The following is a 21,250-nucleotide window of genomic DNA, read 5'->3' on the forward strand; positions in this document are numbered from 1 at the left end:
ATAGTTCACCGTCTACGCTTTTGAACATTATTAAATTAAAAAATCATTTGTTCATACGAGGCGCGATGATGAAGCCACTGCTTGAAGCCCGTCAGATTCGCAAACAGTTCTCCGGCATCGCCGTATTAAAGGGCATTGATTTCACGCTCTTTTCCGGCCAGGTGCATGCGCTGATGGGCGGTAATGGCGCGGGAAAATCGACGCTGATGAAGATTATCGCCGGGGTGGAAACGCCCGACGAGGGTGAACTCATTCTTGGCGGCCGCGCTTTTGCGCGTCTCAACCCGGCGCTGGCTCATCAACTGGGCGTTTACCTTGTTCCCCAGGAACCGATGCTGTTTCCTAATCTGACGGTTCGGGAAAACATTCTTTTCCGCCTGCCCGGACGGCCCGATAACAACGGGCGGCTGCAGGAGACGCTGCGGCAGTTGAACTGCCAGCTCAATCTGGAGGCGGTGGCCGGGACGCTGGAAGTGGCGGATCAGCAAATGGTGGAGATCCTGCGCGGTCTGATGCGCGATGCGCAGATCCTGATCCTCGATGAACCCACCGCCTCGTTAACGCCCGGGGAGACGGATCGGTTGTTTCGTCAGATCCGCGCTCTGCAGGATCTCGGCGTCGGTATCGTGTTTATCTCGCACAAGCTGCCGGAGATCCGTCAGATCGCCAGCCATATCTCGGTCATGCGCGACGGCGCGGTGGTGCTGAACGGCGACACGGCGAGCTACAGCGACGCGCAGCTGATCGATGCAATGACCCCCGCCGCTCGCGGACACGATCTTAGCGATACCCAGAAGCTATGGCTGGCGCTGCCGGGGAATCGCCGCACCCAGCCGCAGGATTTCCCGGTGCTGCGGGTGGACGATCTGACCGGTGAAGGCTTTATCGATCTCAGTCTGGAGATCCATGCCGGGGAGATCGTTGGCCTCGCCGGGCTGGTGGGATCCGGGCGCACCGAATTTGCCGAGACGCTCTACGGCCTGCGCCCGTCGCGGGCCGGCCGGATATGGCTGGAAAACCGCGATATCAGTCGCGACAGCACGCGCGCGCGGCTCGCCAGCGGGCTGGTTTATCTGCCGGAAGATCGGCAGGTCTCCGGGCTGTTTCTCGATGCCCCGGTGCGCTGGAACACGGTGATGTTTAACCAGCCATCGTGGTGGCAGCAGCGCCAGCGCGAAGCGGCGGTGGTGGAGCGTTACCACCGGGCGCTGGGCATCAAACTTAATCACAGCGATCAGACCGTGCGCACGCTCTCCGGCGGCAATCAGCAAAAGGTGCTGCTGGCCCGCTGTCTGGAGGCCAATCCGCTGCTGCTGATTGTCGATGAACCGACGCGCGGCGTGGATGTTTCCGCCCGGGCCGATATCTATCAACTGCTGAAAAGCGTCGCCGCGCAAAACGTGGCGGTGCTGATGATATCAAGCGATCTGGATGAGTTTGTCGGGCTGGCCGACCGGGTGGTGGTTATGCACCAGGGCCGGCAGAGCGGGGAACTGCTGCGACAGGCGGTCACCGTCGATCGCATGATGACCCTGGCCTTTGGAGGGCAGTCATGAAAACGTTACTCCGAAACCGCGAGCTGAGCGCGTTGCTGGCGATTCTGGCGCTCTTTGCGCTGCTGATTGCGCTCAACCCGGCCTGGTTCAACCTGCAAATTCTGGCGATGATTTTTGCCAGTTCGCAAATCCTCTGTCTGCTGGCGCTGGGGGCGACGCTGGTCATGCTGACCCGCAATATTGACGTCTCCGTCGGCTCGACCGTCGGCCTGAGCGCGATTGCGGTCGGTGCCGCGCTCAACGGTGGCTATGGCCTGACGGCGGCGATTGTCTTTGCGCTGGCGATTGGCGCACTGGCGGGGGTCTTCAACGGCCTGCTGGTGGTTGGCCTGCGCATTCCGGCGATTGTCGCGACGCTCGGCACCCTGGGGTTGTATCGCGGAATGATGCTGCTGTGGACCGGAGGCAAGTGGATCGAGGGGCTGCCCGATAGTCTGAAGTCGCTCTCTGAACCGTTCTTTATCGGCGTATCGCCGCTGGGTTGGCTGGTGCTGGCGCTGCTGCTGAGCGGGACCTGGCTGCTGGCACGCACCGCCTTTGGTCGCGATTTTTACGCCGTGGGCGATAACCTGGCCGCCGCGCGTCAGCTGGGCGTCGCGGTCAACCGCACGCGGATGCTGGCCTTTACGCTTAACGGCATGCTGGCGGCCTGCGCCGGGATCGTCTTTGCCGCGCAGATTGGCTTTGTCCCCAACCAGACCGGTAGCGGACTGGAGATGAAAGCGATCGCCGCCTGCGTGCTGGGCGGGATCTCGCTGCTCGGCGGGACCGGAACCCTCGTCGGCGCTTTTCTCGGCGCCTTTTTCCTCACTCAAATCGATACCGTACTGGTGCTGCTGCGGCTGCCGGCATGGTGGAACGACTTTATCGCCGGCCTCGTTCTGCTGGGCGTACTGGTGCTCGACGGACGGCTGCGCCAGGCGCTGGCGCGGCATCAGCGGGCGCTGAAGTACAGCCGTTTTCAGCCCGGCAACAAAGGGGGAAAGCACGTCACCCCGTTCGAAAAACGTAAAAACAAAGAGGTGGCGTAGATGAAACTTAACTGGGAAAGCGCGCTGCTGGCATTACTGGTGCTGGAGATTCTGCTGTTTGGGGCGATCAATCCGCGCATGCTGGATATCAACATGCTGCTGTTTAGTACCAGCGACTTTATCTGTATTGGTATTGTCGCACTGCCGCTGACCCTGGTGATCATCAGCGGCGGTATTGATATTTCCCTCGGCTCCACCATTGGCCTGTGCGCCATCGCGCTGGGGGTAATGATGCAGGCGGGCTGGCCGCTGGGGCTGGCGATTCCGCTCACCCTTGCCATTGGGCTGCTGTGCGGCCTGGTGAATGCTGCGCTGATTCACTACACCGGCATCAGTCCGCTGGTGATTACTCTCGGCACGCTGTATCTCTACGGCGGCGGGGCGCTGCTGCTTTCGGGAATGGCCGGGGCGACGGGCTATGAAGGGATTGGCGGCTTTCCCGATAGCTTTACTGCTTTTGCCAACCTGACGCTATTTGGCCTACCGCTGCCGCTGGTGATGTTTGCCATCATCACCTTTTTTTTCTGGCTGTTGACCCATCGCGGGCGGTTTGGCCGCCACCTCTTTTTACTTGGACAAAATCCCAGAGCAGCACGCTATGCCGCGCTGTCGGTCAACGGTATGCCCTACGTGCTGTATGGCCTGGTGGGCGTGGCGTCGGCAATCGCCGCGTTGATTCTGGTCTCCTATTTCGGTTCGGCGCGTTCGGATTTAGGCCGCGATCTGCTGATGCCGGCGCTGACCGCTGCCGTGCTCGGCGGAGCGAATATTTATGGCGGGTCGGGTTCGATACTCGGTACGGCGCTGGCGGCACTGCTGGTGGGGTACCTGCAACAGGGTTTACAGATGGTCGGCATCCCCAACCAGGTGTCGAGCGCGCTGTCAGGGGCGCTGTTGGTTGTGGTGGTGATGGGGCGTTCGCTGAGCCTGCACCGCGAATGGGTGCGGATGACCTGGCGGCGTCTTCTCTCGCGTAAAACAATCGGAGCATAACAAGATGAAAGCAAAACATATCCTGCAAATCAGTGCCCTGGCGCTGGCCATGAGTGTCGCGGTGGCTCAGGCGGCTGACCGCATCGCTTTTATTCCTAAGCTGGTCGGCGTGGGCTTCTTTACCAGCGGCGGCAACGGCGCGAAAGAGGCCGGCAAAGCGTTGGCGGTGGACGTGACCTACGACGGTCCGACCGAACCCAGCGTGTCCGGCCAGGTGCAGCTAATCAACAACTTCGTCAATCAGGGCTACAACGCGATTATCGTCTCGGCGGTGTCGCCGGATGGCCTGTGTCCGGCGCTGAAGCGGGCGATGCAGCGCGGCGTGAAGGTTCTGACCTGGGACTCCGATACCAAACCCGAGTGCCGCAGCATCTACATCAACCAGGGGACTCCGCAGCAGCTCGGCGGCCTGCTGGTTGAGATGGCGGAAAAACAGGTGACGAAGCCCGCCGCTAAAGTGGCATTTTTCTACTCCAGCCCGACGGTGACCGACCAGAACCAGTGGGTGAAAGAGGCGAAAGCCAAAATCGAAAAAGAGCATCCGCAGTGGGAGGTGGTGACCACCCAGTTCGGCTATAACGACGCCACTAAATCGCTGCAAACCGCCGAGGGAATCTTAAAAGCGTATCCGGATCTCGACGCCATTATCGCCCCTGACGCCAACGCGCTGCCGGCCGCCGCGCAGGCGGCAGAGAACCTCAAGCGCCAGGGCGTGGCGATTGTCGGCTTCAGCACGCCGAATGTGATGCGCCCCTACGTCGAGCGCGGCACGGTAAAAGCCTTCGGCCTGTGGGATGTGGTACAGCAGGGAAAAATTGCGGTGAACGTCGCCGATCGGCTGCTGAAAAAAGGCGATCTTAACGTTGGTGATAGCGTGGACATCAAAGATATCGGCACGCTGAAGGTCGAGCCAAACAGCGTGCAGGGCTACCAGTATGAAGCGAAAGGCAACGGTATCGTACTGCTGCCGGAGCGCGTGGTGTTCACCAAAGAGAACATCAATAACTACGACTTCTGATGGAGGACGAGATGGCAGATTTAGACGATATCAAAGAGGGGAAAGACTTCGGCTTTGACCGGCCGCAGAAGAATACGCTCTATACGTTGAAAGGCTGTGGTTCACTGGAGTGGGGGATGCAGTCCCGGCTGGCGCGTATCTTTAATCCGCAGAGCAACCGCACGGTCATGCTGGCTTTCGATCATGGCTACTTCCAGGGGCCGACCACCGGGCTTGAACGTATCGATCTCTCTATTGCTCCGCTGTTTGAGGAGACCGACGTGCTGATGTGTACCCGCGGCGTGCTACGCAGCCAGGTGCCGGCGGCGACCAACAAACCGGTGGTGCTGCGCGCCTCCGGCGGTAATTCTATTCTTAGCGAGCTCTCCAACGAGTGCGTTGCCGTGGCGATGGAGGATGCTCTGCGCCTCAACGTCTGCGCGGTGGCGGCGCAGGTCTATATCGGCAGCGAGTACGAACACCAGTCGATCAATAACATCATTAAGCTGGTGGATGCGGGCAACCGCTACGGTATGCCGGTGCTGGCGGTGACCGGCGTGGGGAAAGAGATGACCCGCGACGCCCGCTACTTCTCGCTTGCCAGCCGCATTGCTGCTGAGATGGGGGCGCAGTTTGTCAAAACCTATTTTGTCGACGAGGGGTTTGAAAAAGTCACCGCCAGCTGCCCGGTGCCGATTGTGATCGCCGGAGGCAAAAAACTGCCGGAACATGAAGCGCTGGAGATGTGCTGGCGGGCGCTTGACCAGGGGGCATCCGGCGTCGATATGGGGCGCAATATCTTCCAGTCCAGCGCGCCGCGGGCGATGTTAAAGGCGGTGAAAAAAGTGGTCCATGAGAATATGAGCGCCCGCGAGGCGTATCAGTTCTGGCAGGAAGAGAAACAGGGAGAGAAAAAATGAACGTGACGCTGGTGGAGATTAATATCAGGCCAGAGCGGGTGGCGGAGTTTCTTGACGTCTTTCGGGCTAACCATGAAGGGGCGCTGAAAGAGCCGGGCAACCTGCGATTTGACGTGCTGCAGGACCCGGAGGTGAAGACCCGTTTTTTTATCTATGAAGCCTATAAAGATGATGAGGCGGTGCTGGCGCATAAGAAAACCCCGCACTACCTGACCTGCGTGGAAAAGCTCGACGAGATGATGTCGGAACCGCGTAAGAAACGCAGTTTCGTGGGGTTGCTGCCGGAGGTGTAGACATTACCGTGCCTACGAGTCAAATCCCGTAGGCCCGGTAAGCGTAGCGCCACCGGGCATTAATGGACTACGGTTTCCTGAAAAAATCGTTATACAACATATACAAATGCGCGGCGCTCCAGGAGAAGTTGGGCGCGCCTTGCTGGGCGCCGGTCAGCGGGTTGTAGTTCTCCTGAATCGGGCCGTCGGAGGTGAGTCCTTTGGCGTGCTTAAAGAAGGTATCCGCCAGCTTGAGTGCTTCTTCACGATGACCGTAGCGTGCCATGCCTTTGAGGCCAAACCAGAACTGATCCACCCACACGCGGCCGCGCCAGTAAATATCCGGGCCAAATGCCGGGTTGGTTAATGCGGCGGTACCCAGCGGTACGAAGGTATTGAACTCTTTGGCATCGAGCATCACGCTGATCACCCCATCGGCGTGCTGCTGGGTTGCCGCGCCGTTAAACAGCGGCGACCAGCCTTCCGGGCCTTTGCCGCGTTCGACAATCGGCTTCCCGGCGCAGCCGTTGGCCAGCGGCTTTTCTTCGATCCGAATGTCGTAATAGAACGAGGTCTGCGGGTCGAACATACAGGTGTTGATATAGTCCGCCAGCTTCTGTGCCAGCGCCCGGTAGCGTTTCGCCTCATCGGGTTTACCTAGAAGGGTCGCCATCTCCGCCAGATAGTGGTTGTCGCTGTACATATAGCTGGCCTGATCAACCGACTCCTGTAACAGTGAATAGCCCAGCAGATGTCCTTGTTTATCGCGGTTTTCGGCAAAGTTGACCGTCCAGTCACTGCGCTTGCCGCCGTTGGCCACATACTTATCCAGCTGATCTTTATCGATAAAGCCGAACACCGCCGCATCATCGCGCCCTGACTCCCAGGACGCGGCGACCTGCGCCGGGATCTCCAGGCTGTCATAATCCCCCTTGCGGGTGACGGCTTCATAGGTTTTCAGGCCAGAAAGTGTCTCCTCGTTGTCGCCTTTTTTGAGCGTAAACAGCATCGCGCCGTTGGCGGTATTATGGGCTTTATCGCGAGTGGCACCGTACTCTGGCACGCCGTTGCCGTTATGATCGCGATTGCGTAGCCACCAGTCGTGATAGGCCACCAGCTTCGGATACATCTCCTGTAGCCACGCTTTATCTTTGGTGACGCGATAGACCTCCATCACCGACCAGGCGGCCAGGCTTGGCTTGGTATTGCGCTCATTCCAGTTAGTACCATCGCCGCCGCGCTCTGGGCTCAGGTTCCAGGCGATGAGGTCCGGGACGAAGCCGACGTCCTGCGGGCGTACCTTGTCGTTGGCCTGAATCTGCCAGGAGAAGACCGCGCGAATATTCTCTTTGGCGATCTCGGGGTTAAAGTGCGCCATGGCGTAAGCCTGTTTCCAGGTATCCCAGGGCCAGGTCTGATTGCCGGAGAACCAGCGCCCGGTGACCGATGGAGTGACAGTATTGTGCTGCACTGCGCCGCCCGGCGCGCGCCAGTTACCGTTAAGCGTTTCGATAGCCTTAACCGCCACCCGGGTCTGTTCGGCGGTCGCATCCGGGTTAGTCAGCCCTTTTTGCAGATAGCCGTCCCAGCGCTGCTGCGACGCGTTCAGGTAGAACGCCGGGCGAGCGAGGATATCGCGGATCTGTGCTTTCTCCGTTCGCACCTGCTCCGCGGTCAGCAGATGTGAATAGGTTGTGTAAATCGTCGTGGAGCCGCTGATTTTGGCCGTGCTGGTAAAGCGGTGGCCGTCGATTTTGGTCTCGGCTGGCAGGGACTTATGGATCTGATACTGCGACTCACCGGAGGTCATCAGGTCAGAAGCGGCGCGTACCTTGCCGAAGCTCACCGTCAGTCCGTCGTGGGTTGCCGTCAGGCGGCGCTGATAATCCGGGAATGCGCCGTCGATGGTCTTATCCGAGAGTGGTTTTCCCTCTTTGGCTTCCAGTTTTTCCAGCAGCGCGCCGTCCCATACCAGGGTGAGCGGCGTATTGCTGGTGATTTTGGTCTCCAGCAGCGAGGTGTGCGGGCTGGCAAAGCGCAGGGTCATGACTACGCGTACGCCGGGGGCGGTTAGCGTCTGTACCAGCGCGCCGGGCAGACTCCAGGCCTGAAGGGTGAAGGCCACTTTTTGACCGTTCTGATAGACCGTCAGTCGGTCGAAGCTGGTGGCCATAAAGTTGATGTACTCTTCCGTCAGCAGCGCCGGGCCGGGGAAGCCGCCCATGGTTGCCGGGCCATCCGGAAGCAGATGTCCGTGCCACGCACCGAGATCGAAAAACGGGTTAAAACGCTGGTGGTCATCGTGGTCAAAATCATGCATGTACTGTGGCGAACCGGTCCGGTTGATGACGTTTTTAAACGCATCGGCGGTGACCGCGTGGGCGGAAAAACTCAGTAGCAGCGCACAGGCCAGCGGCGTGAAACGGGTGGTGATATTCATGGTATTTATATCCCTTCTTACCAGTAGAAATATTGCATCAGGAAGACCTGATCGGCCGGATCGCCAGAAGCATTTTTCATATAAAAACGGCTGTCGGCGGCGGTAGCAAAACGGCCGCCGCCATATTCGTACCAGATACCGAATTGCATAAACGAGGTGGTCTCTTCGGCGGCACGATCCGGGCGGTGTCTGGCGTAGCTGTATGCGGTTGAAAGGTAAAAGCCTTTTAATGCTTCATACATTGCGCTGGCCATAAACCCGGTTTCGCTTCCGGGGACGTTCAGGCCTTTAGCGCGGCCGGTATGGTGCCAGGCGCGGGCGGCGAGGTTGGGTGAGAGAATACCGGTTAAAAATAGCTGCCCGGTGCCGTCGGTCACTTCCAGGCCGTTCATCCAGGTGACCTCTTTGGTCAGGTCGTACTGGATATAGCCGTTGACCATTGCCGGATAGGTATATTTATCGTCGTAGCGGTCATATTTGCCAAAGTGCAGCCAGGCTTTGCTCTCGTCATGATGTCCGGCCGGCGTAGCGGTGATGCTGTAGCGCAATTCTCCGGCCAGGTTTTGCACCTTGAGGGCGTACATGATGTCGCGGGTATTGGGGATAACGTACCCCAGGTCCGGCGTAAAATCGGCCCACCACTGCAGGTCATCCAGCGACGAGTCCTGGCGCAGGCTGAGCATGATCTCGGTGCTATCATCAGTTTTATAGCCGCCATAAAACCGGTTTATCCCGCCTTCAAACCCGCCCCAGCTGTGGCCGGGCTCCCAGGCGTTGCCCTGGCTGTCCGCCTGTACCGTCCAGCCTTCGCCGTAAATTAAACCGAACCAGTGGCCGTGCTTTATTTCCAGACCCCCTTCAATATAGGTCCCGTCGCTATACTTATGTTTATTTTCACCTTCTAAATCCATATATCCGCCGAGGCCCATCTCGCCATAAAAACGGAATGACGGAGAGGTCATTTCTGGCGTTTTTGTATCATCATGCTCCGCCGGATGGGCGATTTCAGCGGCAATAGCCGGGCAGCAAAAAGCGAGGGCAGCGAGTGCCCCGTACAGCGAATTATTATTTTTCATAACGTTTTCAGATGTATTGTTGTTTATATTTTTAGAATGATTTTTAGGTGTCTTAAGAAATATTTGAGGCTGGCGCAGCTTCCGTTTCCCGCTCTTTCTGGGTTAATCCTTTGACGTATTTGCTGTATTTCCACCATGCAAATCCAAGGAAAATGACGATTCCGCCGACGTTATAGAAAATAATCGTCATGATATTGCCGCCGGTCGGGAAGGTAGAGGCGATAAAGCCGATAGTGAAAATAACAATCAGCATTGAGACGACAACGATACCGGTCGTTCGTGAGCCCATTTTGAAATCGCGCGGCAGGTGATCCAGTTTACGGCGCAGGTTAAGGTACGCCAGCATAATAAACAGCGGTGGCAGCATGGAGGCGGCAGCGGTCATATTAATGATGGTATTCATTAATTCCTGAACGGTGTTGGAACCCAGCATCGGAATAATCATTAACGGGATGACGATCAGGAACTGAATCCATGCTGCGCGAGCCGGTACGCCATTTTTGTTCAGCTCAACGGTCTTCTTGCCGAAAATGCCTTCGGGGATTTCGGAGAAGAAGATCTTCACCGGCGTCGCGGTCCACATCAGCAGCGAGCCGAACATGGCGGTAAAGGAGACGAGGCCGACGAAGCGGTTCATCATGATTTCAGGCAGGCCAAAGTACGCTGCCAGGCCGTGGAACACCTGCACTGAACCGCCGGTAAATTTCAGCTCTTTGCTGCTGACGAAAACGTTAATCAGTACTGAAGAGACAGAATACAGTACGCCAATCACAATCCCGGCAAGGATTATCACTTTGACAAAGGATTTCGAACCGCCTTTGACGTCATTTACGTAGACCGCAACGGACTCTGCCCCGCCGGCCGCCATAAAGATCCAGGTGGTTATCCCAAGGAACGCCCAGTTAAAATTCGGGATCATCGCTTCGACGGTAATTGGGTCCGCCGGCTGTATGCCGCCGACCAGCGCGGTTCCCGCCAGTAAAATATAGGAGAGCGTCAGCAGCAGCATCAATGATGAGGTTACGGAAGTTATCGGCCCCAGCATTTTCGCGCCGTTGGTAGAAACCCATGTGGAGAAGGCGAACAGCGCCATGCTTAGCACCGTTGTTGCCACAGGGGTCAGAATGTACTCGTAGCCTAAAAAGGCGTACGAGGCGTAGGCAATAACGCGTGGCAGCAGGGAAGTAAAAAAGAACAGGTTCACGAACCAGTAGGTATAGGCGGTAATAAACGCCCAACGGCCGCCCAGCGAGCTTTTGACCCAAGCATAGACCCCCGCTTCAGAGGTTTTATTCAGTGACACGAATTCCGCAATGATCAGGCAAAACGGGATGAAGTAGAACAAGGTGGCGAGGAAAAACATCGGCGCCGATGCCAGTCCTAATTCGATATTGTTATTGATAACGTTATTAAAACTGTAAACGGCGGCGAAGGTCAGCGACAGCAGGCCGAACTTACCGATGGTATTACGTTTGGTATCAGACATAACACATCTCCACACATTGTCCTTCAGAGGATGCCGAAGGGGGTTGTGTTGTTTGTAAGACAGAGGTAGTTAAGTAGTGAAGTTAATTTTAGTAAAAGTTTTAGTAAATAACAGAAATAAAACCCGGTTGCTTTAACTCGATCACGAAAAAGCTGAGCGTTACGTAATGACAGGTAGAAAAAATCCCGCCAGCGGGACAAGCGCTGGCGGGAGAACGCGACACGTTATCTGGAGATACCCGGTGCCGTCGCAGCCGACGCTTTCTGGCGCTGCTGCTGTTTTTTCTCAAAGCGGGTGATCCACCACCAGGCAAGGCCTGAGAAGACGGCGGTCATAAAGACGTTGATAAAGAAGGCGTTAACCAGGTCGACACCCGCCGGGAAGGCGGAAGCCGTCATGCTGACCACAAAGATAACAATCAGCATAGAGACGATGCCCATGCCGACCTTGCGCGAGCCCATGCGGAAGTCGCGCGGGGTATCATCGTGTTTCCAGCGTAGAACAAAGTAGGCCACCATAATAAACAGCGGCGGCAGCATTGCAGTGCCGGCGGTCAGATTAATGGCCGTATTCATCATCTGCTGCACGCTGGCGGAGCCGAAGCCGTTAACGATAAGCATCAGGAAGACGAACAGGAACTGCCACCATGCGGCGCGTACCGGTACGCCATGCGCATTCAGTTCGGTGGTTTTCTCGCCGTAGATGCCGGCCGGAATTTCAGAGAAGTGGATTTTTACCGGTGCCGCGGTCCACATCATCATGCTACCGAAGATGGCGATAAACAAAATAACCCCGACAAAGCGGCCCATCAGCAGCTCAGGAATATGGAAGTAAGCTCCCAGTCCGGTAAAGATTTCCACCATCCCACCGGCGTAGGTCAAATCTTCACGTGCGACGAACACGTTGACCAGCAGCGAGCCCAGCGCATACATGCCGCCAATCAATACGCCAGCGGAGATAATGACTTTGATAAACGATTTCTGGCCGCCCTTGGTATCGTTCAGATAGGCTGCCACGGTTTCTGCGCCGCCTGCGGCCTGGAAAATCCAGCACATGATGCCCAGCGTGGCCCAGTTGATGGTCGGCTCCATGGCGGAGAGCGTAATCGGCTGTGCCGGGACGTGGCCAGAACTTAATGCGGTAAAGGCGCCGACGACGTAGATAGCAAACAGCGCGAAGACGCCGTAGGCCACGCACTCGGAAATTCTCCCCAGCCACGTCGCCCCTTTAGTCGAGATGTGGGTTGCCATGGCGAACAGCACGATGGAGATCATTGAGGTGACCATCGGGGAGAAGGGAATGGCGTACCCCATCACGGCGTATGAGGCATAGGCCACGACGTTGGGCAGTAGCGAAATGAAAAAGAACAGGTTCACGAACCAGTACAGGAACGAGCCGAGATAGGCCGCCCGTGACCCTAACGGCTGTTTCAGCCAGGCATACATGCCCGATTCGGAATGCTTATTGGCCGAGACAAATTCGGCGATGATAAAGACAAAGGGGATGAAATAGACCACCGTGGCAAACAGGAAGATCGGGGCGGAACTCAACCCTAGCTCAATGTTGTTATTGATGATGTTCCGCACGTTAAACACGGCGGTGAAGGCCATCGACAGCAGGGCGAATTTGCCTATTTTGGCGCGAACTGATTCGGACATAAGTCCTCCGGGAAATCATGTAGCCCGTATTCTGGGCTGGAAACGGTCAGGTCAGCGGGTATCCCGCTGACCTTGGGTATTGCTGAGGACTGCACTACTTATTCAGGAAATAGCCGTCTTCAATCGTTACTTTGAGCACCACTTTTTTGACCGGCGTTTCGCTGATAAAACGGTAGGCCTCATCGTTATCACAAATCACCATCTGTCCTTCATGCACCTGGACGGTCTCACCGAGGCCTTTCAGGTATTCGCGATCCGTCTCATCCCGGTAGCAGGCTACGGTTTGCAGCTGTGCTTTCGCGGCAAACTCGATCTTTTGCTGTCCCTGCAGGTAGTAATGCACCTCGAAGTAGCGGCGATGGCCGGCAAACAGCGCATCGGTGGTGCTGTCATTTTCCACGCGATAGGAGAGTGAGTCCCCGATCGAATGGGCCACGCCAGGGCGAATGTTTTCGATGTTATTAATGGCTTCCACGCAGCGCTGCCATTTACGTCCGCTGTGATAGATCTGCTTAAATTGTTCTAAATTATCAAGAATTCTCATTTTTCAGCCTCGCTGTGTGAAACGGGGGAAAAGAAACCGGCGCCGAAGTCATGGTTCGCCAGCACCTGCGAGGAGCCGCATCCGCCTTCCAGCGGCAGCAGCGTAAAGCCATAGTTGAAGGGGGTGAGCCAGACGCGCCAGCTATCCAGAACTTCGCTGCCCCAGGAGTTGGAGCCAAGGCCGAGCAACCGGGCGTCGATGTTCAGCGTGATGTCGTCGCTGCGCTGGAGTTCGTTGCAGTGCTGGGCTGCGTGCAGATTTTCTGCCGTGTAGTGCCAGGCGCTGACGTTCAACGGCGCACGCGGAACCACCAGCAAACCGCTGCCGTGGCGGTTGGTAAATGACGCCCAGCGTACGTGCTGACGGTTGCCGTTATTCTGTGGGAACGGGTAGTTCTCAAACATGTCGTCAACGCTGGTACGCCAGACATCGATAATATTGCTCTGCTGGCTATCGGCGTAGTTCTCTCCTGGCCCGCGACCGTAATAATTGACCTGCTCAAACTGACCGTTAATCCCCATCATAAAGCCGATGCACGGAACGATATGCGGGTAGTCGCCGTAGCGCTCGCCTTGCAGTTCAACGTTGATATGGCCCTGTGGCGTGATCTGCCAGCGATAGGTACAGCGCATCCCGAAATCAAAAACCGGCGGCGCGATAATCGTCCGCGTAGTGACGATAACGGTCTCGCCCTGCTGTTCAACGCTGAACTCCCGCAGATGCTCCTGCATGATGTGCAGATGGTTCGGCTGCCACAGCCCCTCATATTCCTGTTTATGGTTATCAATCATCGGTTTGAAGAAGTTAATCTTCGGCTCACGGGTCACCTGCTCGCAGCCATTAATCAGCCAGCGGGTCAGTTTGCCGCTGAGTTTAGAGAATTCGACGCGGAAATTATGCCCGGTCAGGGTGTAGCTCAGACGTTCGTCAGCAATCTGCAGCGGCGTTGCGCTGGCATTGGCGAGCGTCGTTTTTGCCGCTGTCTGCGCCTTTAGCAGGAACTGATACACGGCAATATCGTGGTTGGCTTCGCTATACAAGGTCCGGGAATCTTTGGTGACGATGACGTTGACGAATGTTTCACGCGCATCCAGTTCGGGCAGCGCAATCGTGATATCACGACCGCTGTTCGGCGGCAGATCGCGAACTTTTATCGTCTGAGTCGACAGCGTTTCCCCTTCGGCGCGCACTTCAATGCGCAGGGTGTAATCGTCGAGGGTGGAGAACCACAGTTTGTTCTCGATGCGCAGTTCGCCGCGATGGATATCCGTCGCCTGCACCTTGACCGGCGCAATAACCTGCTTGTACTCCCTTAAACCCGGTCCAGGGGTTTGATCGGAGAAGATCAGGCCGTCGAGGCAGAAGTTATAGTTGTTCGGGTAGTCGCCATAGTCGCCGCCGAATTTGTACCATACTGCACCGTTCTCATCGGTGGCCTGAATACCGTGATCGCACCACTCCCACACGTAGTGGCCCTGAATGCTGTCGTGCTGGTAAAAAACGTTCTGGTATTCGGTCAGCCCGCCCGGGCCGTTACCCATGGCGTGGGCATATTCGCAGATAATGCGCGGCTTCTCGTGCGGGTGCTCGCCGAACTCATTCATCAGCGGTACGCGGGTATACATGGTCGAGATGATATCGACGACTTCGGCGTCGCGGTCCTCTTCGTAGTGCACCAGGCGGGTATCATCCAGCGCTTTGGTGGCGTGATACATCGCGCGAATGTTACAGCCGTAGCCGGATTCATTCCCCAGAGACCAGATGATGATTGACGGGTGGTTTTTCTGCGCGTGTACGTGTCGCACGATGCGCTCAACGTATACGTGCTCCCAGCCTGGGTCATCGGTAATGCGGCTCAGGTTGCCGACGTTGGCGAAACCATGGGACTCCACGTCGGTTTCCGCCATCACAAACAGGCCGTAAATATCGCACAGCTCATAAAAGCGCGGATCGTTTGGATAGTGGGCGGTGCGCACCGAGTTGATATTGTGCTGCTTCATTAACAGCAGATCTTTTTCGACGCGATCCATCCCGACGGCGCGGCCTTTCAGATGGTCGTTGTCGTGACGGTTGACGCCATGGAGCATCACGTAATGGTTGTTGATATAGAACAGGCCATTGCGCACCTTAATGTCGCGAAAACCGACGCGCTGCGGGATGATTTCGAGCACTTCACCGGCGGCGTTTTTCACCGTCATCACCAGATGATAGAGCCAGGGATTCTCCGCCGACCACTGCTGCGGGGCGGTGACATCAATGGTGAAACCGCTCTCCAGCGATTGCCCGACCGTCAGGCGACCGGTGGTACCCTGATACAGCGCGCTGTCGCCATCAAACAGAGTATATTCCACGCTGACATCGGCAGGCCGGCCGCTCAGATTTTCCAGCACCAGCTGGCAGGAGAGGGTGGCGTCGCGGTAATCGTCATTAAAATCAGTACGTACGGTAAAGTCCTGCACGTGAAGTGGATTTTTACCCACCAGGTAGACATCGCGGAAGATCCCCGCCATCCACCACATATCCTGGTCTTCAATATAGGTGGAGTCTGCCCACTGCATTACCCGCACGCACAGCAGGTTATCACCGGTTTTCACCGCCGCGCTGATATCAAACTCGGCGGTCAGACGACTGCCTTTGCTGAAGCCAATATACTGGCCGTTGACGTAGACTTCGAAGTAGGTCTCGACGCCGTCGAACTTAATCAGGGTCTGCTTACCCTTCCAGCCGTCGCCGAGGGTGAAGATGCGCTGATAGGCGCCGGTTGGGTTGTCAGTTGGTACGTACGGCACGTCAATCGGGAAGGGAAAACCTTCATCGGTATACTGAAGCTGCCCGTGGCCTTCCATCTGCCACATTCCCGGCACGGTGATCGGACCCCAGCCCGCGATATATTCGCGGGTGAACGCCTCCGGAACCAGCAGCGGGTGCGTGAAGAAGCGGAAGTTCCATTGCCCGCTAAGCGATAAAAAGCGGCTGCTGGTTTCGCGGACAAAGGTGCGCGCCTGCGCCAGCGTATCGTAAGAGAAGAAATACGCTCGCGGCGGCAGCCTGTTTTCATGAGTCAGTTGAAGATTTTCCCAGCGATTCATATCGCCTCCCTGTACGGATCTGATGTAATACGTCTATTTTAGTAAAACTTTTACTAAATAAAATGGGCGGGGATGATTTACTTTAACTCGATCACAAAATGAGCGTTGTCAGAGGGGGGCGAACGTGCAAATCAGAAAATACCGGGGAGCGGAATTTTACCGCATTTACGCCGGGATGGACGTAGAGGAAGTCTCCCCGGCCGGCCTGGTGCCGCCGGGGAAGTTTCGCGCGAAGAGGGTGTTATCGGGTGGTGCCGCGCAGCTTCAGGACGCTGGGGACAAAGACGTTCAGCGGTAACGCCCGGCCATCGCGAGCTTTTTCGTACAGCAGGTTCACCCCCTGGCTTCCCATCATTTCTGAGTGGATGCGCACGGTCGACAGTGGCGGGAAGGTGAAACGCGCGGTCGGAATATCATTCACGCTGATTAACGAGATATCTTCAGGTATCGACAGGCCGCGTTCGTGAATGGCGCGCAGGACGCCGATGGCAATCGAGTCCGAGGCGACAAATAGCGCCATCGGGTAGTCTTCCTGAGCCAGCATTGTTTTCGCCAGCTCATAGCCCGACGAGCTGGAGAAACCGCCGCGCCAGATATCACCCTGTGAGACCACGCTTTTTAGCTGTCCGTACTCAACGAATGCCATTTCGCGGATATCGGCTTTGCCGGGTTCATCCTGGCCACCGATAAAGCCAATACGTGAAGCCCCCTGGGCGATAAAGAAGTCGATCACCTCTTTGGCGATGCGCACCAGATCGATATCCACCGCATCGTAACTGCTGTCTGGCTCATGAAAATCGATAAAGCAGATATTGTCGGTCAGCGCGGTGGCGGCTTCGCGAATGGCGCGGGAAGGCTTGCCGACGATCAGTACGCCGGTGGCTTTTTTCAGTTCGGGTAGCGCGCTGTTGAGGTAGCAGTTGGTCAGCTCGATCCCCAGTTTTTCGCACTGGGTTTCAATCCCGTGGCGGATTGCCAGATAGTAAGGATCGTTAATCTCCAGATCCTGCTGGTAGCTGTAGAGCGCCAGAATATGGTGATGGCCCACGGCATGAACCTGCGCCTTACGCGAACTGCTGCTTTTATATTCCAGCTTCTCCGCAATCTCCAGGATACGGTGCTTGGTCTCTTCTTTCACGTTCAGGGTCGGATCGTCGTTTAATACCCGTGAAACCGTCGCCAGTGAGACACCCGCTTCGGTTGCGATATCTTTGAGTGTTGCCATCTTATTCCTTATCTGACGTTGCCCCATCTGCGCCCGCCCATTGTAAAGCAAGCTTGGGTTCCTGCATCTGTTTTCAGTAAATATTGCTGGTTTTATTCGCAGCGAACGGGGTCTTTTTTCCGCCATAAAGAGTGACGGAAGTAACATTCCTGTCAGCGGGATGCTGAACAAATAATTAAACTTGCTATATTTTACTAAAATTTTACTGGAGGTAAACGATGGATACTGTTGCTTACGATGATTTTGCCAGACTGGAAATGCGTACCGGGAAGATTGTTGAGGTTAAACGGCATGAGAATGCCGATAAGCTGTATATCGCGAAGATTGATATTGGTGAGCGTATCTTGCAAACGGTGACAAGCCTGGTGCCTTACTACAGCGAACAGGAGCTGTTGGGAAAAACGGTGGTGGTGCTGTGCAATCTGGCGAAGGCCAAAATGCGGGGTGAAACGTCGGAGTGCATGCTGCTGTGCGCAGAGACTGAGGATGGCAGCGAAAGCGTGCTGCTGACGCCGGAGCGTCTGATGCCACCTGGCGTACGGGTGGTTTAAGCTTCGTTTCTCTGCGTTAGGATATCGGCGATACCGCAGGAAAAGCGCCTCTCCCCGATGGGGAGAGGACAGCGAAGAGTAGAGAGCATCAGGCCTCTTCTACGGCAACCCGCAGTGCAGCCAGCGCCTGACGCGCCGCGCTGAGCACCAGTTCGCACTGCTCAATCGTCAGCGTCAGCGGCGGCTCTATACGAATGGTTTTGGCGTTATTTAACGTGCCAGCTACCAGTACCCGCTGGCGGAACATCTCGCTGGCGAAGTTATAGCCGATCTCGTTATCCACGAACTCAATCGCCATCAGCATCCCTTTACCGCGAACTTCATTTACCAGATCCGGATACTCACGGGACAGTTGATGGAAGCCGTTTAACAGCAGCTCACCTTTCTGTTCCGCCTGGGCCGGCAGATTCTGCGTCAGCAGGACGTTGATCGTGGCCAGCGCTGCGGCACAGGCCAGCGGATTACCGCCGAAGGTGGTGGTGTGCAGGAACGGGTTGTCGAACAGCACCGAGAACACCTCTTCGGTGGCAATCGTCGCCCCAATGGGCATAACGCCGCCGCCGAGCGCTTTGGCAAGACACAGAATGTCCGGCTGAACGTTTTCGTGCTCGCAGGCAAACATTTTGCCGGTACGCCCCATGCCGGTTTGCACTTCGTCGAGGATCAGCAGCGCGCCAAATTCATCGCACAGCTTACGCACCGCGGGCAGGTAGCCCTGCGGCGGCAGAATCACGCCCCCTTCGCCCTGTATCGGCTCAAGGATCACCGCCGCGACATCATCACCGGTTTTTTTACACTCGCTCAGCAGCGTACGCATCGCGTTGATATCGCCAAACGGCACGTGACGGAACCCTGGAAGTAGCGGCATAAAAGGCTTACGGAATGTCGATTTCGCGGTGGCCGATAGCGCGCCCAGCGACTTACCATGAAAAGCGCCGCTGGTGGCCACAAACGTAAATTTACCGCGCGGCGACTGGTAGGCTTTAGCGAGTTTCAGCGCCGCTTCGACCGACTCTGTGCCGCTGTTACAGAAGAAGCTGTATTTCAGCTTGCCGGGGGTTAACGCCGCCAGCGTTTTTGCCAGCATGGCCCGCAGCGGGTCAAGCAGTTCCTGGCTATGAAGAGGTTGTTTCGCGAGCTGATGCTCGACGGCGGAAATGACAACTGGATTACGGTGCCCTACATTAAAAATTCCAAAGCCACCCAGGCAATCGACAAACTCTTGTCCCTGAGTGTCGACAAGCGTATTTAACCCTCCCGCTTGCCACTCTACGGCTCCGTAATCCCCGCCAGCAGTAACCGATTTTCGGTACTCTAAAAAACCGGGATTCACATGCTCTTTAAAATATTCCCTGACCTCCTGGTTAAGTGCTTTCATCTCCTCATGATCAAGCGTTCGCTTCTCAATGAGATTCAGTGCGTGTGCGCTGCAGGCCAGAGCCGATGCGCTGGAAGGTAACCTGTTCAAAGTGAGCTCCTGGGACGGGCGTATCACATGATACTGAATTAAGTATTGCAGGGATTACGCCACTTCGGCACGGGAGCTGAAAATCGGGATAAACGCAGCGCGAAAGCGCATTTGCGCGAAATTTAATCTCACGGCGATATTTTTGGCATGTTTTACTCCTGAACGGGGGACGTTACCCGCCGGGAGGGAGCCCCGTGCGTGCTGCCTGGTGGTGCAGATTGCCCAATATGGGGGCAGGAGGGGGGACTGGCATCCCCCCGGAGGGGTTAATCGAGCTGGGAAATCTCCATTGCCGCGCGGTCAATGACGGCGACAATCTGTTTCAGCTGAGTCTCGCTGATGGCCTGTTGATTTACCTTTAAATCCAGTACGGCTTTAAAGTTCTCCAGCGCCCGCTTCATTTGCGGGTTTTTGCGCAGTTCACAGCCGACCATACGGGCCTGCAAACGTTCCTGGATATGGCCGAGCTGTTCCTGATTCTCGGCATGCAGGAGGCTGCCCTCTGCGGTTATGGCGATTTTTTTGCGGCCATTTTCCTCTTCGACGCTGATAAGACCCTGATCCTGAAGGAGATCAAGAGTTGGATAGATCACACCCGGACTCGGGCTGTAGTTGCCCTGGGTCAGGTTTTCTATCTCTTTAATCAATTCGTAGCCGTGGCTGGCGTTGCGGGTGAGGATGTCGAGGATCACCAGACGCAGTTCGCCATGGCCGAAGAAACGCTGACGGCGTCCGCCGCCGCCACCACCCCGGCGACCGTGTTCGCCATGTTCGCCGCCCCGGCGGCCATGCTCCCCGCGTTCGCTGTGTTCACCGTGGTGGCCACGTGGCCCTCGACCTTCTTCATGATGATGTCGCATAGTTTGCTCCTGTATGTTTTGATATATCTAATCTATATCTAAAAATTAATACTTAGCAAGCATGAATCTGAATATTTTAATAAGCATTTGATTTAAAATGATTTTATTTTGTTCGTTGTACTTTATTGCTTTTTGCTACGTCTATATCAAAAAAAACTTGCATTCTTTTTTAATGGCAATCATTATCATTTGGGTAAAGTTTAGATATATCTATAAATCTCACGAAGGCGAATGACGATGATAAAAACGAAAGAACCTCAGTACCCGAAACGCGTTCGCAATGAGCTGCGTTTTCGCGAGTTAACCGTGCTGCGCGTTGAGCGCGTCGGCGCCGCCTTCCAGCGCATTGTGCTGGGCGGAGAGGCGCTGGAAGGTTTTGTCTCCCAGGGTTTTGACGACCATACCAAACTCTTTTTCCCGCAAGCCGGTACTGCGTTTACACCGCCGCAGGTGACGGAAGAGGGCATTAACTGGGGGGAAGGCGTCCGTCCGGCAACTCGCGACTACACGCCGCTGTATGATGCCGAACGTCATGAACTGGCCTATGACTTCTTCATCCATGACGGCGGTATTGCCAGCAGCTGGGCGCTGGCGGCAAACGTCGGCGATAAGCTGGTGATTGGTGGGCCACGCGGTTCGCTGGTGGTGCCAGAGGATTATGCCTGGCAGCTGTATGTCTGCGATGAATCCGGTATGCCTGCGCTGCGCCGCCGTCTGCTGGGCCTTAGCCGCCTGCCCGTGCGCCCGCAGGTTACGGCGCTGGTGACGATCGGCGAGGCATCGTATCAAGATTATCTGGCGGATCTGCAGGGCTTTAATATTGAGTGGATCGTCGGCCATCATTCGTCCGTGGTGGCTGAACGTCTGGCGCAGGTGAGCGTGCCTGCGGAAGATTATTTTATCTGGGTGACCGGTGAAGGCGCGGTGGTGAAATCACTGCTCGGTCGGTTTGAAAATGATGAAATTGACCCGCAGCTGGTGCGTTCCCAGGCCTACTGGCACAGTAAATAGCCTGATGCCCGGGCTACGGCGTCAGCGCGTTGCCCGGGATAGCGGCTATTCTGTTCTGTCGTCCGGCTCAGCG

17 protein-coding genes are annotated in these 21,250 nt (G+C 56.2%); 8 read left to right on the plus strand and 9 right to left on the minus strand.

Annotated features, from left to right (window positions below):
* The first annotated feature begins 68 nt into the window (after positions 1-68).
* The 6 genes from lsrA to lsrG are packed head-to-tail and all read left to right on the plus strand — an operon-like array spanning position 69 to position 5,790.
* Positions 69-1,556, plus strand: coding sequence for an autoinducer 2 ABC transporter ATP-binding protein LsrA (gene lsrA / locus AC236I_RS03115; protein WP_004867895.1), 1,488 nt, complete (start codon positions 69-71; stop codon positions 1,554-1,556).
* On the plus strand, positions 1,553-2,587 hold the full coding sequence (gene lsrC / locus AC236I_RS03120; protein WP_015585686.1) for an autoinducer 2 ABC transporter permease LsrC: 1,035 nt from the start codon (positions 1,553-1,555) through the stop codon (positions 2,585-2,587). The genes lsrA and lsrC overlap by 4 nt, the downstream gene beginning before the upstream one ends.
* Positions 2,588-3,580, plus strand: a complete 993-nt coding sequence (gene lsrD / locus AC236I_RS03125; RefSeq protein WP_044350404.1) for an autoinducer 2 ABC transporter permease LsrD — start codon at positions 2,588-2,590, stop codon at positions 3,578-3,580.
* A 4-nt stretch (positions 3,581-3,584) separates the two neighbouring features.
* Positions 3,585-4,598 carry an autoinducer 2 ABC transporter substrate-binding protein LsrB gene (lsrB, locus tag AC236I_RS03130; RefSeq protein ID WP_004867888.1) on the plus strand — a complete coding sequence of 338 codons (1,014 nt, stop codon included), beginning with the start codon at positions 3,585-3,587 and terminating at the stop codon, positions 4,596-4,598.
* Between the two features lie 11 nt (positions 4,599-4,609).
* On the plus strand, positions 4,610-5,497 hold the full coding sequence (gene lsrF / locus AC236I_RS03135) for a 3-hydroxy-5-phosphonooxypentane-2,4-dione thiolase (protein WP_134936074.1): 888 nt from the start codon (positions 4,610-4,612) through the stop codon (positions 5,495-5,497).
* The gene (gene lsrG, locus AC236I_RS03140; protein ID WP_064359236.1) at positions 5,494-5,790 is read left to right on the plus strand and encodes a (4S)-4-hydroxy-5-phosphonooxypentane-2,3-dione isomerase; all 297 of its coding nucleotides are present in this window, start codon (positions 5,494-5,496) and stop codon (positions 5,788-5,790) included. The genes lsrF and lsrG overlap by 4 nt, the downstream gene beginning before the upstream one ends.
* A gap of 67 nt (positions 5,791-5,857) precedes the next feature.
* On the opposite strand, the gene ygjK is transcribed toward lsrG, so the two are convergent.
* The 7 genes from ygjK to ebgR form a co-directional block, all read right to left on the minus strand.
* Complete coding sequence (ygjK, locus tag AC236I_RS03145) at positions 5,858-8,209, minus strand: alpha-glucosidase (protein WP_064359235.1); 2,352 nt, start codon at positions 8,207-8,209, stop codon at positions 5,858-5,860.
* Positions 8,210-8,226: 17 nt separating this feature from the next.
* On the minus strand, positions 8,227-9,285 hold the full coding sequence (ygjJ, locus tag AC236I_RS03150) for a protein YgjJ (RefSeq protein ID WP_065907104.1): 1,059 nt from the start codon (positions 9,283-9,285) through the stop codon (positions 8,227-8,229).
* Between the two features lie 52 nt (positions 9,286-9,337).
* The gene (locus AC236I_RS03155) at positions 9,338-10,771 is read right to left on the minus strand and encodes an amino acid permease (RefSeq protein ID WP_487608686.1); all 1,434 of its coding nucleotides are present in this window, start codon (positions 10,769-10,771) and stop codon (positions 9,338-9,340) included.
* A 224-nt stretch (positions 10,772-10,995) separates the two neighbouring features.
* The gene (locus AC236I_RS03160) at positions 10,996-12,429 is read right to left on the minus strand and encodes an amino acid permease (protein WP_064359232.1); all 1,434 of its coding nucleotides are present in this window, start codon (positions 12,427-12,429) and stop codon (positions 10,996-10,998) included.
* A 94-nt stretch (positions 12,430-12,523) separates the two neighbouring features.
* Positions 12,524-12,973 (minus strand): beta-galactosidase subunit beta, encoded by a 450-nt coding sequence (locus tag AC236I_RS03165; protein ID WP_064359231.1) that lies wholly within the window; start codon positions 12,971-12,973, stop codon positions 12,524-12,526.
* Positions 12,970-16,062: a beta-galactosidase subunit alpha gene (gene ebgA, locus AC236I_RS03170; RefSeq protein ID WP_487608687.1), complete on the minus strand. Its 3,093-nt coding sequence runs from the start codon at positions 16,060-16,062 to the stop codon at positions 12,970-12,972. Before ebgA ends, AC236I_RS03165 begins: the two co-directional genes overlap by 4 nt.
* A 241-nt stretch (positions 16,063-16,303) precedes the next feature.
* The gene (gene ebgR / locus AC236I_RS03175) at positions 16,304-17,287 is read right to left on the minus strand and encodes a transcriptional regulator EbgR (protein ID WP_394945497.1); all 984 of its coding nucleotides are present in this window, start codon (positions 17,285-17,287) and stop codon (positions 16,304-16,306) included.
* A gap of 218 nt (positions 17,288-17,505) precedes the next feature.
* Here ebgR and AC236I_RS03180 point away from each other — a divergent pair, with 218 nt between their 5' ends.
* Positions 17,506-17,838 carry a tRNA-binding protein gene (locus AC236I_RS03180; protein ID WP_065907099.1) on the plus strand — a complete coding sequence of 111 codons (333 nt, stop codon included), beginning with the start codon at positions 17,506-17,508 and terminating at the stop codon, positions 17,836-17,838.
* Between the two features lie 88 nt (positions 17,839-17,926).
* On the opposite strand, the gene ygjG is transcribed toward AC236I_RS03180, so the two are convergent.
* Positions 17,927-19,306 carry a putrescine aminotransferase gene (gene ygjG / locus AC236I_RS03185; protein ID WP_064359227.1) on the minus strand — a complete coding sequence of 460 codons (1,380 nt, stop codon included), beginning with the start codon at positions 19,304-19,306 and terminating at the stop codon, positions 17,927-17,929.
* A gap of 266 nt (positions 19,307-19,572) precedes the next feature.
* On the minus strand, positions 19,573-20,166 hold the full coding sequence (locus tag AC236I_RS03190; RefSeq protein ID WP_004867865.1) for a PadR family transcriptional regulator: 594 nt from the start codon (positions 20,164-20,166) through the stop codon (positions 19,573-19,575).
* 237 nt (positions 20,167-20,403) lie between these two features.
* On the opposite strand from AC236I_RS03190, the gene AC236I_RS03195 reads away from it, so the two are divergent.
* Positions 20,404-21,177 carry a siderophore-interacting protein gene (locus AC236I_RS03195; protein WP_004867861.1) on the plus strand — a complete coding sequence of 258 codons (774 nt, stop codon included), beginning with the start codon at positions 20,404-20,406 and terminating at the stop codon, positions 21,175-21,177.
* Positions 21,178-21,250 lie beyond the last annotated feature (73 nt).

The organism is Klebsiella sp. Sb-30, from assembly GCF_057652795.1.

Coding starts and splice junctions, on each gene's coding strand:
- ebgR (WP_394945497.1), bottom strand. CDS start 17,287: ATGGCAACACTCAAAGATATCGCAACCGAAGCGGGTGTCTCACTGGCG.
- lsrC (WP_015585686.1), top strand. CDS start 1,553: ATGAAAACGTTACTCCGAAACCGCGAGCTGAGCGCGTTGCTGGCGATT.
- lsrA (WP_004867895.1), top strand. CDS start 69: ATGAAGCCACTGCTTGAAGCCCGTCAGATTCGCAAACAGTTCTCCGGC.
- ygjJ (WP_065907104.1), bottom strand. CDS start 9,285: ATGAAAAATAATAATTCGCTGTACGGGGCACTCGCTGCCCTCGCTTTT.
- AC236I_RS03195 (WP_004867861.1), top strand. CDS start 20,404: ATGATAAAAACGAAAGAACCTCAGTACCCGAAACGCGTTCGCAATGAG.
- AC236I_RS03155 (WP_487608686.1), bottom strand. CDS start 10,771: ATGTCTGATACCAAACGTAATACCATCGGTAAGTTCGGCCTGCTGTCG.
- AC236I_RS03180 (WP_065907099.1), top strand. CDS start 17,506: ATGGATACTGTTGCTTACGATGATTTTGCCAGACTGGAAATGCGTACC.
- AC236I_RS03190 (WP_004867865.1), bottom strand. CDS start 20,166: ATGCGACATCATCATGAAGAAGGTCGAGGGCCACGTGGCCACCACGGT.
- lsrG (WP_064359236.1), top strand. CDS start 5,494: ATGAACGTGACGCTGGTGGAGATTAATATCAGGCCAGAGCGGGTGGCG.
- AC236I_RS03160 (WP_064359232.1), bottom strand. CDS start 12,429: ATGTCCGAATCAGTTCGCGCCAAAATAGGCAAATTCGCCCTGCTGTCG.
- lsrF (WP_134936074.1), top strand. CDS start 4,610: ATGGCAGATTTAGACGATATCAAAGAGGGGAAAGACTTCGGCTTTGAC.
- ygjK (WP_064359235.1), bottom strand. CDS start 8,209: ATGAATATCACCACCCGTTTCACGCCGCTGGCCTGTGCGCTGCTACTG.
- AC236I_RS03165 (WP_064359231.1), bottom strand. CDS start 12,973: ATGAGAATTCTTGATAATTTAGAACAATTTAAGCAGATCTATCACAGC.
- lsrD (WP_044350404.1), top strand. CDS start 2,588: ATGAAACTTAACTGGGAAAGCGCGCTGCTGGCATTACTGGTGCTGGAG.
- ebgA (WP_487608687.1), bottom strand. CDS start 16,062: ATGAATCGCTGGGAAAATCTTCAACTGACTCATGAAAACAGGCTGCCG.
- lsrB (WP_004867888.1), top strand. CDS start 3,585: ATGAAAGCAAAACATATCCTGCAAATCAGTGCCCTGGCGCTGGCCATG.